The 12,648-nt window shown below is 68.3% G+C and carries 13 protein-coding genes; 9 read left to right on the plus strand and 4 right to left on the minus strand.

Annotated elements, in window-relative coordinates; translation table 11 throughout:
* Positions 1 to 123 precede the first annotated feature (123 nt).
* A complete protein-coding gene (locus tag QU603_RS05405; RefSeq protein WP_308493472.1) occupies positions 124 to 1,584 on the minus strand; it encodes a sugar porter family MFS transporter in 1,461 nt (486 codons plus the stop codon).
* A gap of 103 nt (positions 1,585 to 1,687) precedes the next feature.
* Here QU603_RS05405 and rsmA point away from each other — a divergent pair, with 103 nt between their 5' ends.
* The 9 genes from rsmA (at position 1,688) to QU603_RS05450 (ending at position 9,561) form a co-directional block, all read left to right on the plus strand.
* Complete coding sequence (gene rsmA, locus QU603_RS05410; RefSeq protein WP_308493473.1) at positions 1,688 to 2,536, plus strand: 16S rRNA (adenine(1518)-N(6)/adenine(1519)-N(6))-dimethyltransferase RsmA; 849 nt, start codon at positions 1,688 to 1,690, stop codon at positions 2,534 to 2,536.
* A gap of 47 nt (positions 2,537 to 2,583) precedes the next feature.
* Positions 2,584 to 3,651, plus strand: coding sequence for an aldo/keto reductase (locus QU603_RS05415; protein WP_308493474.1), 1,068 nt, complete (start codon positions 2,584 to 2,586; stop codon positions 3,649 to 3,651).
* A 2-nt stretch (positions 3,652 to 3,653) separates the two neighbouring features.
* Positions 3,654 to 4,583 (plus strand): 4-(cytidine 5'-diphospho)-2-C-methyl-D-erythritol kinase, encoded by a 930-nt coding sequence (locus QU603_RS05420; protein WP_308493475.1) that lies wholly within the window; start codon positions 3,654 to 3,656, stop codon positions 4,581 to 4,583.
* 26 nt (positions 4,584 to 4,609) lie between these two features.
* Positions 4,610 to 5,929, plus strand: a complete 1,320-nt coding sequence (locus QU603_RS05425; protein ID WP_308493476.1) for a GNAT family N-acetyltransferase — start codon at positions 4,610 to 4,612, stop codon at positions 5,927 to 5,929.
* 125 nt (positions 5,930 to 6,054) lie between these two features.
* Entirely contained in the window at positions 6,055 to 6,357 is a 303-nt protein-coding gene (locus QU603_RS05430) for a DUF427 domain-containing protein (RefSeq protein ID WP_308493477.1), read from the plus strand.
* Positions 6,354 to 7,211 carry an ABC transporter ATP-binding protein gene (locus QU603_RS05435; protein ID WP_308493950.1) on the plus strand — a complete coding sequence of 286 codons (858 nt, stop codon included), beginning with the start codon at positions 6,354 to 6,356 and terminating at the stop codon, positions 7,209 to 7,211. Before QU603_RS05430 ends, QU603_RS05435 begins: the two co-directional genes overlap by 4 nt.
* Positions 7,208 to 7,885: an ABC transporter permease gene (locus tag QU603_RS05440; protein ID WP_308493478.1), complete on the plus strand. Its 678-nt coding sequence runs from the start codon at positions 7,208 to 7,210 to the stop codon at positions 7,883 to 7,885. The genes QU603_RS05435 and QU603_RS05440 overlap by 4 nt, the downstream gene beginning before the upstream one ends.
* Positions 7,882 to 8,610, plus strand: a complete 729-nt coding sequence (locus tag QU603_RS05445; RefSeq protein ID WP_308493479.1) for an ABC transporter permease — start codon at positions 7,882 to 7,884, stop codon at positions 8,608 to 8,610. Before QU603_RS05440 ends, QU603_RS05445 begins: the two co-directional genes overlap by 4 nt.
* 42 nt (positions 8,611 to 8,652) lie before the next feature.
* A complete protein-coding gene (locus tag QU603_RS05450; RefSeq protein WP_308493480.1) occupies positions 8,653 to 9,561 on the plus strand; it encodes an ABC transporter substrate-binding protein in 909 nt (302 codons plus the stop codon).
* Positions 9,562 to 9,634: 73 nt separating this feature from the next.
* On the opposite strand, the gene QU603_RS05455 is transcribed toward QU603_RS05450, so the two are convergent.
* The 3 genes from QU603_RS05455 to QU603_RS05465 all read right to left on the minus strand — a co-directional run bounded on the left by QU603_RS05455 (position 9,635) and on the right by QU603_RS05465 (position 12,513).
* Positions 9,635 to 10,216: a hypothetical protein gene (locus QU603_RS05455; protein WP_308493481.1), complete on the minus strand. Its 582-nt coding sequence runs from the start codon at positions 10,214 to 10,216 to the stop codon at positions 9,635 to 9,637.
* Positions 10,217 to 10,322: 106 nt separating this feature from the next.
* Positions 10,323 to 12,140, minus strand: coding sequence for an ABC-F family ATP-binding cassette domain-containing protein (locus tag QU603_RS05460; RefSeq protein WP_308493482.1), 1,818 nt, complete (start codon positions 12,138 to 12,140; stop codon positions 10,323 to 10,325).
* A gap of 73 nt (positions 12,141 to 12,213) precedes the next feature.
* Positions 12,214 to 12,513, minus strand: coding sequence for a DUF1905 domain-containing protein (locus tag QU603_RS05465; RefSeq protein ID WP_308493483.1), 300 nt, complete (start codon positions 12,511 to 12,513; stop codon positions 12,214 to 12,216).
* Positions 12,514 to 12,648 lie beyond the last annotated feature (135 nt).

Raw genomic sequence — 12,648 nt, forward strand, 5'->3', positions numbered from 1 at the left:
ATGCCTCGTCACGAGTGACTGCTGAACCCGGGCTGACAACCGCACGGGGCACGCAGATGACCGTCTGGATGCTGCAGAACCCGTCATATGCGACGACTGAAGTTCGGCTTCGCTCATGGGCGGCTAGCCGGCCGCGGCCTTCGCCGGCCGGATGAACAGGGTCTCGGTCTGCTCGAGCTCCATGCCCTTGGTCTCGGGGATGCGCCACAGCACGAACAGGAACGACAGCAGCGCGAACAGCGCGTACATGCCGTAGGTCAGCGGCAGTGACCACGACGACATCGCCGGGAAGCTGACGGTGATCAAGAAGTTCGCGGTCCACTGCGCGGCGGCGGCCACACCGAGGGCCTTGCCGCGGATGCGGCTGGGGAAGATCTCGCCCAGCAGCACCCACACCAACGGACCCCACGACGCCCCGAACCCGACCACGAACAGGTTCGCCGCCACCAGGGCGATCGGTCCCCAGGGGGCGGGCAGGGTCACGGCACCGCCGGCACCGGTGACGCCGAACGCGAAGCACACGGCCATGGCACCCAGCGAGATCGTCATGACGACCGATCCGGTCAGCAGAATCGGCTTGCGCCCGACCCGGTCGACCAAGAAGATCGCGATCAGCGTCACGAGCACGTTGACGATCCCGGTGACCACACTGATGCCGAACGACGCGCTCTCGGCGAACCCGACCGACCGCCACAGCGTCGTCGAGTAGTAGAAGATGACGTTGATCCCGACGAACTGCTGGAACACCGACAGGATGATGCCCACCCACACGATCGGCTGCAGGCCCAGGGCCTTGCCACGGATCGACACGCCGGCATTCGCCCGGTCGGCTTCGATCGCGTTGGTCAGCTCGGTCATCGTCTTGTCGAGATCGACCGGCGGCACCAGGCGCGAGAAGATCTCGCGCGCCTCGTGCGAGCGTCCCTTCGCGATCAAGTAGCGCGGAGATTCGGGGACCGTGAACGACAGGATGCCGTAGACGGCCGCCGGGATCACCCCGACGATGAACATCCAGCGCCAGGCGTCCATACCCAGCCACAGGGGACTGTTCGCGGTGCCCGCCGACCACTCCAGCACGGCGTCCGACAGCAGCGCCACGAAGATGCCGAAGGTGATCGCCAGCTGCTGCAGCGAGGCCAGTCCGCCGCGGATCTGCTTCGGTGCGATCTCGGCGATGTAGGCCGGGGCGACCACCGAGGCGATGCCGATGCCGAGGCCACCGATCACGCGCCACAGGGCGAGGTCCCACACGGCGAAAGCGAGCCCGGAGCCCAACGAGCTGACGAAGAACATGATCGCGCCCAGGAACATGACCCGCAGACGTCCCCAGCGGTCTGCGAGGTTGCCGGCGATGATGGCGCCGGCCGCACACCCGAGCAGTGCGATCGCGACGACGAAGCCGGTCACGACCGAGTTCAGCGCGAAGTCGTGCTGAATCGAATCGACCGCCCCGTTGATGACCGATGAGTCGAATCCGAACAGGAAACCGCCCACTGCGGCGGCCACCGACAGGCCGATGGCGCGTCGCCCATACGGTCCGCGCAGACTGAATGCTCCCGTGGGCAGGTCCTGTGATGCGCTCATGGGGTCACCCTACTCACGCACGATCGTGTCCGCCGCGGCGCGGTCGGCACCCACACTCGACCGCGGCGCCGCGGCGGCCGGTACCGCCGGGCAGAATGGACAGATGACCGTCACACTGCTCGGCGCTGCCGAGATCCGAGCGCTCGCCGCCGATCTCGAGGTCACTCCGACCAAGAAGCTCGGTCAGAACTTCGTCGTCGACGCGAACACCGTCCGCAGGATCGTCCAGACCGCGGCCGTGCAACCCGGCGAGTGCGTCGTCGAGGTGGGGCCGGGGCTCGGGTCGCTGACCCTCGCGCTCCTTCAGAGCGGAGCCTCGGTCACCGCCGTCGAGATCGACCACCGCCTCGCCGCGCGGCTGCCCGAGACCGTGGCCGCGCACGGCGTGCCCGAAGGCGCGCTGACAGTGGTGGATGCCGATGCCCTGCGCGTGACGGAGCTGGCGGGCGATCCCACCGTCCTGGTGGCCAACCTGCCCTACAACGTCTCGGTGCCCGTGCTGCTGCACTTCCTCGAGACGTTCCCCCGCCTGCAGCGGGGCGTCGTGATGGTGCAGGCCGAGGTGGGGGAGCGCCTCGCGGCCCCGCCCGGGTCGAAGACCTATGGCTCGCCGAGCGTGAAGGCGGCCTGGTACGGTGCGTGGCGACTGGCCGGCACGGTGTCGCGGCAGGTCTTCTGGCCCGTGCCCAACGTCGACAGCGTGCTGGTGGCGTTCCAGCGTGACCGGCAGCCGCGCGGCGACGAGGACGAGCGTCGGCGCACGTTTGCGATCGTGGACGCTGCGTTCGGCCAGCGCCGCAAGATGCTGCGCCAGGCGCTGTCGGGCGTGCTCGGAGGCTCGGCCGCCGCCGCGTCGTCCGTGCTCGAGCGCGCGGGGGTCGCCCCCACCGCGCGCGGCGAGCAGCTCACGATCGACGACTTCGTGGCGATCGCGCACCACGCAGCCGACTAGGCGCGCATCGCGTCGCGCACGTGCACAGCGCTCGCTAGCCTGGACACGTGACCGACGAGCCGCGCTTTCGCACCGACATCAACGACATCCATCGCCCGTACACCGCCGCCGAGGGCCGCTATGACGCGCTGTCCTACCGGCAGGTGGGCGACTCGGGGCTCTACCTGCCGCCGATCTCCCTCGGCCTGTGGTGGAACTTCGGCGACAACTTTCCGTTCGACGACCAGCGTGCGCTGCTGCGGCACGCCTTCGACAGCGGCATCACGCACTTCGACCTGGCGAACAACTACGGTCCGCCGTACGGCTCGGCCGAGACGAACTTCGGGCGGATGATGCGCGAAGATCTGCATCCCTACCGCGACGAGCTGATCATCTCGTCGAAGGCCGGGTGGGATATGTGGCCGGGACCGTACGGCGACCTGGGCAGTCGCAAGTACATCCTCGCCAGCGCCGAGCAGTCGCTCGCGCGCATGGGTCTGGACTATGTCGACATCTTCTATTCGCACCGCGTCGACCCGGTCACCCCGATCGAGGAGACCATCGGGGCGCTTGACACGCTGGTGCGGCAGGGCAAGACTCTGTACGTCGGCATCTCGTCGTACAGCGCCGAGCGCACGGCCGAGGCCAAGGCCGTGGCACGCAGCCTCGGCACCCCTCTGGTGATCCATCAGCCGGCGTATTCGATCCTGAACCGCTGGGTCGAGGACGGGCTGACCGGGGTGCTCGCGCAGGAGGGGATGGGTGCGATCGCCTTCACCCCGCTCGCGCAGGGCCTGCTCACCTCGAAGTATCTCGGCGACGGCACCGCCGAACGTGCGCAGCGCCGTTCCTCGTTGCCCGACGGACGGCTTTCGGACAAGGGTCTGGCGTCTTTGCGCGGACTGGATGCCGTCGCAAAGGAGCGCGGTCAGACTCTGGCCCAGATGGCGCTGCAGTGGGTGCTGCGCGACCGGGTCGTGGCATCCGCCCTCATCGGTGCGTCCCGGCCCGCCCAGCTCGACGAGAACCTCGGCGCGCTGTCCGGCCCCGCGTTCGATGAGGCCGAGATCGAGCAGATCGACAGGCTCAGCGACTCCATCGACGTCGACCTCTGGGCGGTGTCGACGAAGCTGTGAGCATGGCATCGACCGTCGACCGGGTGCACGCACGCGCGCCCGGCAAGATCAACGTGTACTTCCGCGTCGGCGGCCTCGCCGACGACGGATACCACCCGGTCGCATCGGTGTATCAAGCGGTGTCGCTGTATGAGGATGTGTGGGCCACGCCCGCCGACGGTTTCACGCTCAGCGTGACCGGCAGCGTCGAGCTCGGTGCCGTCCCGCGCGACGACACGAACCTGGCGCTGCGCGCCGCGCGCCTGCTCGCCCGCGAGATCGGCATCGAGGACGGCGTGCACCTGCAGATCCACAAGACGGTGCCGGTGGCCGGAGGCATGGGCGGCGGGTCGGCGGACGCGGCAGCCGCATTGGTCGCCTGCGACGCGCTGTGGGCGGCGGGGCTCTCGCATGCCGAGCTGATGGCGCTGGCAGCGCAGCTGGGCGCCGACGTGCCGTTCGCGCTGATGGGCGGCACCGCGGTGGGCACCGGACATGGCGACCAGCTCAATCCGGCGCTGGCGCAGGGTCGGTTCGACTGGGTGCTGGCCATCAGCGACGAGGGGCTGTCGACACCTGCCGTGTACGCCGAGCTCGACGAGTACCGTCTGGCGGCTGGCCCCCGGGCCGAGCCCGCCGTGGCGCACCCCGGCGTACGGCCCGCAGTGCTGCAGGCGCTGCGGCAGGGAGACGCGCGGCGACTGGCCTCGGCATCCCACAACGATCTCGACCCCGCGGCGCTGCGGCTGCGCCCGCCGTTGGACGACATCATCAACCTGGGCCTGGACGAGGGCGCGCTGACCGCGTTCGTGTCGGGCTCGGGGCCCACGATCGCGATGCTCGCCGAAGATGAGCGCGCCGCGATCGGACTGCAGATCAGCCTCAGCACACAAGGACACAAGGCGCTGCACGTGCACGGACCGGTGCCGGGCGCGCGTGTGGTCGCCTCGTGACGCGCTGACAGAGGAACAGGAGAACCATGGACGACGACCTCGCCGCACGGCATCTCGCCGGTCCGGTCGACGACGCTGCGGCACAGCGGCTGCGCACGATCGGACTGGACCTGCGTCGCGTTGCCCCGCAGCGCCCCGAGCTGGACGGATGGCAGCAGGCGACTGCGCGCGGCTTCCTCGATGCCGAACGCACACCCGAGCAGTTGGAGGCCTCGCTGGGACGGGCCGGCTATCGGCGATTCCTGGGCGTGTACGACCCGTCGGGACCGATGACCGAGGTGCCGGTGGGCACATTCGCCTCGTGGGTCGGTGAACTCACCCTGCCCGGCGGTGCGCTGCTGCCCACGGCGGCCATCAGTGCCGTCACCGTCGCACCCACGCATCAGGGGCGCGGCATCGCCCGGGCGATGATGGAGGGCGAGCTGCGGTATGCGGCCTCGCTCGGGGTGCCGATGGCAGCGCTGACGGTGAGCGAGTCGACGCTGTACGGACGCTACGGATTCGCCCCGGCCACTGCGGCGGCCACGTGGGTGATCGACGCCAAGCGCGCGCGCTGGACGGGGCCGGTCGCACCCGGCCGGGTGGACTTCGTCACCCGCGAAGACGCGCGCAGGCTCGCGCCCGAGGTGCACGAACGGGTGCGCGTGTCCCGGCCGGGCGAGCTGGCCGTTCCGGAGGTCCACTGGGGGCGGTTCACCGGCACCGATGCCGACGCCGACAAGCCTGGTGGGGTGCGGGCGGTGCGCTACGCCGACCAGTCCGGCAACGCGCGCGGGGTGGCGACATACACCGTGCACGAGAACCACGACGACTACACGAAATCGTCGGTGCGGGTCCTGGCGCTGATCGCCGACGGCGACGAAGCGTACGCGGGGCTCTGGCGATACTTCCTGCAGCTGCCGCTGGTGGGCACCGTGACGGCCACCGAGCTGTCGACGGACGAGCCCCTGCTGTGGATGATCTCGGATCAGCGCGCGGCGACGGTCACTGTCACAGACCACCACTATGTGCGGGTGCTGGACGTGCCGACGGTGCTGCGCGCACGACGCTACGCGGGCGCGGGCCGCCTCGTGCTCGAGGTGACCGATCCGCTGGGCATCGGCGGCGGGTCCTGGCTGGTGCAGACCGAGGCCGGCGGGCCGGCCCGGGTCGAGCCGGTCGTCGGCGGACAGGATGCTGATGCACCCGTGGTGAGTCTGGGAACGACCGAGCTGTCGGCGATCGTCCTGGGCGGTGTGTCGCTGGCGACGCTGGCGGCGGCGGGTCGGGTCAGGGCGACGGATGCCGCGGCTGCGGCATCCGTGTTCGCCTGGCCCGTGGCACCGCGACTGAGCTTCTGGTACTGATCTGCGCTTCTGGTACTGATCTGCGCTTCTGGTACCAGCTGGGTGTCTGACACGAACTGTCTCGGTGTCGGAAGGCTGGGTTAGTCTCGAAAATGCGCGGTTGGATCGGCGACATGGAGGTAACCATGAGAGCACGACTCGGAGATGTCACGATCGCGGAGGCGAACGAGGCGGACCTCATCAGGATCGAAGGCAACTGGTATTTCCCGCCGCAGGCGGTGGACTTCTCGCTGCTCGTGAGCAGCGACACGCCTTACACGTGCCCGTGGAAGGGCCAGTGCCAGTACTACTCGGTCAAGGACGGTGACAGCGTGCTCGCCGATCGCGCCTGGGCGTACCCGGTGCCGTATGCGAGCGGGATCGAGAAGGTGGGCAAGGACTTCTCGGGCTACGTCGCGTTCTGGAAGGAAGTAGAGGTCGCACCCTGATCGAGTTCCGCGGCGTCTCGAAGCTGTATGCCGACGGGACGGCCGCCGTCCGCGATTTCGATCTGGTCATCCCGGCTCGCAAGATCACAGTCCTGGTCGGTTCCAGCGGCTCGGGCAAGACCACGCTGCTGCGCATGATCAACCGCATGGTCGATCCGACCGCGGGCGTGATCGAGATCGACGGCGACGACATCGCGACGCGACCGCCCGTACCGCTGCGGCGCGGCATCGGCTACGTCATGCAGAATTCGGGGCTGCTGCCGCATCTGACGGTCGAAGACAACATCGCGACCGTTCCGGTGCTGCAGGGCGTCAAGAAGAAGGCCGCCCGTGCCCGTGCCCGCGAGCTGATGGACACGGTCGGGCTTGACCGCGAGATGGCCACGCGCTACCCGAGCCAGCTCTCCGGCGGCCAGCAGCAGCGTGTGGGGGTGGCACGGGGTCTTGCCGCCGACCCCAACATCCTGCTGATGGACGAGCCCTTCGGCGCGGTCGACCCGATCGTGCGCGCGGAGCTTCAGCAGGAGCTCATCCGACTGCAGCGAGAACTCGACAAGACCGTCGTGTTCGTCACGCACGACATCGACGAGGCTTTCCTCCTGGGGGATCAGGTCGTGATCCTGCAGAAGGGGGCGCAGATCGCGCAGAGCGGCTCGCCCAGCGAGATCATCGAAGCGCCGGCGGACGATTTCGTCTCGACCTTCATCGGCGCCGAGCGCGGCGCGCGTGCACTGCACGTCAAACGCACACCGCGGGGCCTGGTGGTGGTAGACACGGTGGGCCGCACGCAAGGCTCGATCGTGGACGCCGCAGCGCTGTCCGAGCCTGCGCCGGCCGAGGAGGGCACCGGGTGATCTGGCTCTCCGAGAACGTCGGACTGATCCTGCAGCTGTCGCTCGTGCATCTGCGACAGAGCCTCATCCCGATCGTGCTCGCGTTCGCGCTGTCCATCCCGCTCGGGTGGGTCGCGTGGCGCTACCGCTTGCTGCGCGGTCCGCTCCTGGTGATCACCGGACTGCTCTACACGATCCCATCGCTTGCGCTGCTGGTGCTCCTCCCGCTCCTGCTGGGCACGAGCTACCTGAGCGATGTCAACCTCATCGTCGCCCTGACCGTCTACGGCGTCGCGTTGATGGTGCGCGCGGTGACCGACGGGCTCGACTCCGTCGACGGGGACGTGCGCCTCGCCGCGATCTCCGTGGGCTACGGCGGGTGGCGACGCTTCTGGGCAGTCGAATTCCCGCTGGCCGGACCGGTGGTGCTCGCCGGGCTGCGCGTGATGGCTGCCAGCACCATCGCCCTGGCCACGGTGGGCATCCTCATCGGCGTCACCAACCTCGGCTACCTGTTCACGAACGGGCTGCAGCGGCGGATCGTGCTCGAAGTGCTCGCGGGGATCGTCGCCGTGATGGTCATCGCGCTGATCATCGACCTGCTGCTGGTGATCGCGGGGCGTCTGCTGATGCCGTGGGCGAGACATTCTCGTCCTGCCGCCGGCTCTGCCATCGCGCAGGAGGCGATCGCGTGAGCTTCCTCATCGACGCCATCAGATGGATCTTCGGCGGCGACCTCGCCGGCACCGACCCGATTCCGGTCGCTCTGGCCGTGCACATCCTGTATTCGGTCGTCTCGGTGGCCGTCGCGATGCTGATCGCCGTGCCGATCGGGTGGTTCATCGGTCACACCGGCAAGGGGCGCGACATCGCCGTCGCGATCTCGGGCTCCACACGTGCGGTGCCCTCGTTCGGGCTGTTCATCCTGCTGGTTCTCGTGATGGGCGTGCTGCTGACACCGGCGGCCGCGATCATCACGTTCGTGATCCTGGCCATACCGTCGATCCTGGCCGGTGCCTATGCCGGTTTCGAGGCGATCGACCGCTCCGTGGTCGGCGCCGGACGCGCCGTGGGCATGACGCAGTGGCAGGTGCTGTGGCGCATCGAAGTCCCGCTCGGGCTGCCGTTGCTGGTCGCAGGCATCCGCTCGGCGATGCTGCAGGTCGTGGCCACCGTGACGATCGCGGCTTACGTGCCGATCGGCGGGCTCGGTCAGTACATCATCGCCGGATTTCCGTTGCAGCGGCTGGACATGGTGCTCGGCGGCGCGATTCTCGTCGCCGCCCTCGCCTTCGCGCTGGATGGCGTCTTCGCGCTGCTGCAGCGGTGGAGCGTCCCGCACGGCGTTCGTCCCGCGAAGCGAGCGCGCAGCAGCCGGACCGCAGCGGACGACGAGCTCGTCCGCCAGGCGCTGACCTGATCTTCTGCGACCCCATAACCCCCCAAAGAAAGAGAAGTCATCATGCACGCGAAGAAGACCCTCGCGGCCGTCGCCGCCCTCGCCGGGGCGGCCCTCGCCCTCGCCGGCTGCGCCTCGAGCAACCCGCTGACCGGTCCCACGACCGACGCCCCGGGCAGTTCGGGCGCGACGATCGTCGTCGGCTCCCAGGCGTATGCATCCAACGAGATCATCGCCGAGATCTACGCACAGGCGCTGGAAGGCGACGGCATGACCGTGCAGCGCAAGTTCAACATCGGGCAGCGCGACGCCTACATGCCCACCATCGAGAGCGGTCAGATCCAGCTGTTCCCGGAGTACACCGGAAACCTGCTGCAGTTCCTGAACAAGGACGCGACCGAGACGGCTCCCGACGACGTCTACGCCGCGCTGAAGAAGGCGCTGCCCGACAACCTGGCAGTGCTCGACATGGCCACCGCCACCGACCAGGATTCGTACACGGTCACCAAGGCCTTCGCCGACAAGTACCATCTGGCCACGATCGCCGACCTGGCGAACGTGAAGGAACCGCTCACCCTGGGCGGCAACCCCGAACTCGCCGACCGCCCGTATGGCCCGAAGGGCCTGAAGTCGGTCTACGGCATCGACATCGGCTTCAAGGCGACGGGTGACACCACGGTGGAGAGCCTGGTGGCCGGCACGATCAACGTGGCCGACGTCTACACGTCGGACCCGCGCATCAAGACCGACAACCTCGTCGTGCTGCAAGACACGAAGGGCATGATCCTGGCATCCAACATCGTGCCGCTGGTCAGCAAGGACATCGAGGGCAAGGTGGCAGACGTCATCAACGCAGTCCAGGCCAAGCTCACTCCGGACGCGCTGGTCGAGATGAACGTCGAGAACACGGCCGGTCAGCAGTCTCCGTCCGCGATCGCAAAGAAGTTCCTGGCCGACAACGGACTGAAGTAGCCTCGACCGTGCTCATACCGCAGCCGCCGTCCCGAGGGGAATGTGAGACGGCGGCTGCGGGTGAGCACGCGGGTCAGTTGACCAGCGACCAGCCCAGTGAGAAATCGAGCGCGACGGCCACCATCAGGTACATCAGCCACAGCCCCGTGATGATGTGCCAGAATCCGAGCGCGCGCTCGCCGAGCTTCACGCCGATCGCGGCGAAGAAGTCCGACAGATAGATCAGTGCCAGCCCCACGAACAGCAGGCCGACAGCCCAGTCGCCGGCAGCGAAGAACACGATGAAGCCGGTGACTGAGATGATGAAGAACGCGACGCACATGCCGGCGTTGGGACGTGCGTCGTTGCCGCGGTAGCGGTTCCAGCCCAGTGCGAACCAGTGGATGCCGTATGCCGAGAACGCGAGCGCGGCCATGTACAGCGGTGCGCCCTTGAACACCTGGAACCAACTCAGCCCGATGAACAGGATGACTCCGGTCACGAACTGACAGAATCCGGGTAGCCAGATCCCCCAGACGCCGGTGGCGCGGTCGACCCGTTCGTCGCGGGACGGCCACCCGAACAGCTCCTGTGGACCATAGATGAGATAGCCCGTACCGAGGCCGAAGAACCCCAGCGCCAGTGGCGGGAACATCGACACTGCGAATTGCATCATGAACCTTCTTCGATTTCTATCAGGTTCCCCTCAGCCACATCATGGCCTTGTCTGCAGAGAAGATCGAGAATTCATCGGAGGTTCATAAGCTCGCCGTTCGGATGCCTCACCCCAGTTGCTCGGTCACCTCGAACCACTGCAGCTCAAGTTCCGCGATCTCGTCCTGTTTCGCCGTTATCGCCTTCATGCTCTCGGCAAGCCCCGCGTAGTCGGACTGATCGTGATCGACCAGTGCCCGCTTGCCGCGGTCGACCTCGTCGTTCAGCCTGTGCATGCGCCGCTCCAGCGCCGCGATCTCCTTCTCGGCGGCACGACGGTCTGCACCTGCCAGAACGGGGGAGGATGCCGCTGCTGCGGCATCCTGCTTCGCCTGCGCCGCCGGATGTCGGCGCTGGTCTGCGCGCAGACGCAGGTACTCGTCGACGCCGCCGGGCAGGTGTCGGAACCGGCCATCGAGGATCGCGTACTGCTGGTCGGTGACCCGCTCCAGGAAGTACCTGTCGTGGCTGACGACCAGCAGCGTTCCCGGCCAGGAGTCCAGCAGCTCTTCCATCGCGGCGAGCATGTCGGTGTCGAGGTCGTTCGTGGGCTCATCAAGGATGAGGACGTTGGGCTGGCTGAGCAGGACGAGCAGCAGCTGCAGCCGGCGCTGCTGGCCGCCCGAGAGGTCCTTGACCGGTGTCGACAGCTGTGCGCTGGAGAACCCCATGCGCTCCAGCAGCTGTCCGGGGCTCAGCTCGGTCGCCTTGGAGCCGGCGCCGAATGTGTAGGTCGTGCGCAGCCTTTCGAGCACGACGCGAACCGGCTTGTCGAGGTGCTCGGCCAGCTCGTCCATCCGCTGCGAGAGCGCGGCCACCTGCACCGTCTTGCCGCGCTTGACCCGCCCTGCCGTGGGCTCGACGGTGCCGTCCACCAGTCCCAGCAGCGTCGACTTGCCGGCGCCGTTGACGCCGAGGATGCCGGTGCGCTCCCCGGGCGCGATGCGCCATTCGACTCCCTGCAGCACTTCGCGCCTCGCGCCGGTGTCGGGGTCGGGATATGAGACGGATGCCGCGAGCAGGTCGACGACGTCCTTGCCCAGGCGAGAGGTGGCCAGCGCCTGCAGCCCGACGGTGTCACGCAGCGGCGGCACGTCGGCGATGAGGGCGTTGGCCGCATCGATGCGGAATTTCGGCTTGGACGTGCGGGCGGGAGCGCCTCGGCGCAGCCATGCCAGTTCGCGACGGGCCAGGTTCTGACGTCGTGCCTCGACGGACGCCGCCTGCCTGTCGCGCTCGACGCGCTGCAGGATGTAGGCCGCATAGCCGCCTTCGAACGGCTCGACGATGCGGTCGTGGACCTCCCACGTCATGTTGCACACCTCGTCGAGGAACCATCGGTCGTGCGTGACGACCATCAGCGCGCCGCTGTGAGTGCTCCACCGCGTCTTCAGGTGCTCAGCGAGCCACGCGATCGCCTCGACGTCGAGGTGGTTGGTGGGCTCGTCCAGGGCCATCACGTCCCAGTCGCCGCACAAGAGCGCCGCCAGGGCGACGCGACGGCGCTGGCCGCCCGAGAGGGTGCTGATCCGACCGTGCCAGTCCAGATCCGCGACCAGTCCCGCGATCACATCGCGCACGCGCGGGTCACCGGCCCATTCGTGCTCGGGGATGTCGCCGACGATCGCGTGGCCGATCGTCTCGTCGTCCTCCAGCGCGTCCTGCTGGGCGAGCACGCCGATCCGCACGCCCCCGCGCACAGTGACCCGACCGCCGTCGGGCGTCGCCCGACCGGTGAGCATGCCGATCAGGCTCGATTTTCCGTCGCCGTTGCGGCCGACCACGCCGATGCGGTCGCCTTCGTCCACGCCGAGGCTGACCGAGTCGAACACGATCCGGGTCGGGTACTCCAGGTGCAGGGACTCCGCCCCGAGAAGATGTGCCATAGCCTTCTCAGGCTAGGCCACCGTGCTGTGCGGGGCTCTCAGGAGGGCTGGGTGGACGCGTGTGCCGGCGCCGTCACACGACAGCTTCGATCGACATGCGCACGCGGTCGCCCAGGTCGACGCCCTCGCGCACGCGAATGACCTTCTTCACCGCCAGGACATAGCCGCCGTCAGGCTCGGGGAAGATCGAGGTCGACCAGCGCGACGATCCCAGCGTGGCGATGATCTTCACCGAGTCGAAGCCTCCGCGCCGCAGCGGCATGTCGCGGATCTCGTCCGCGATCTCGTCGGGCAGGCGGGCGAAGACCCACAGCTCGCGCCTGGCCGCCCAGCGGAACAGGGACGTCTCGAATTCGTACCGGATGCCGTCCATTCCCTCACCGTAAGCGCCGACGCCTCCCGTTCCCGCGCGCCTCGTCCTCCCCTCGTCCCTCACACGCCCGCCCTCCCGCTCCCGCTCCTTCCCTCCCGCCGCCGGTGAGTTGACAGAAATGGCCGGAATTCCCGC

Source organism: Microbacterium terrisoli, from assembly GCF_030866805.1.
GTDB lineage: Bacteria > Actinomycetota > Actinomycetes > Actinomycetales > Microbacteriaceae > Microbacterium > Microbacterium terrisoli.

Coding starts and splice junctions, on each gene's coding strand:
- QU603_RS05405 (WP_308493472.1), bottom strand. CDS start 1,584: ATGAGCGCATCACAGGACCTGCCCACGGGAGCATTCAGTCTGCGCGGA.
- rsmA (WP_308493473.1), top strand. CDS start 1,688: ATGACCGTCACACTGCTCGGCGCTGCCGAGATCCGAGCGCTCGCCGCC.
- QU603_RS05420 (WP_308493475.1), top strand. CDS start 3,654: ATGGCATCGACCGTCGACCGGGTGCACGCACGCGCGCCCGGCAAGATC.
- QU603_RS05425 (WP_308493476.1), top strand. CDS start 4,610: ATGGACGACGACCTCGCCGCACGGCATCTCGCCGGTCCGGTCGACGAC.
- QU603_RS05430 (WP_308493477.1), top strand. CDS start 6,055: ATGAGAGCACGACTCGGAGATGTCACGATCGCGGAGGCGAACGAGGCG.
- QU603_RS05450 (WP_308493480.1), top strand. CDS start 8,653: ATGCACGCGAAGAAGACCCTCGCGGCCGTCGCCGCCCTCGCCGGGGCG.
- QU603_RS05455 (WP_308493481.1), bottom strand. CDS start 10,216: ATGATGCAATTCGCAGTGTCGATGTTCCCGCCACTGGCGCTGGGGTTC.
- QU603_RS05460 (WP_308493482.1), bottom strand. CDS start 12,140: ATGGCACATCTTCTCGGGGCGGAGTCCCTGCACCTGGAGTACCCGACC.
- QU603_RS05465 (WP_308493483.1), bottom strand. CDS start 12,513: ATGGACGGCATCCGGTACGAATTCGAGACGTCCCTGTTCCGCTGGGCG.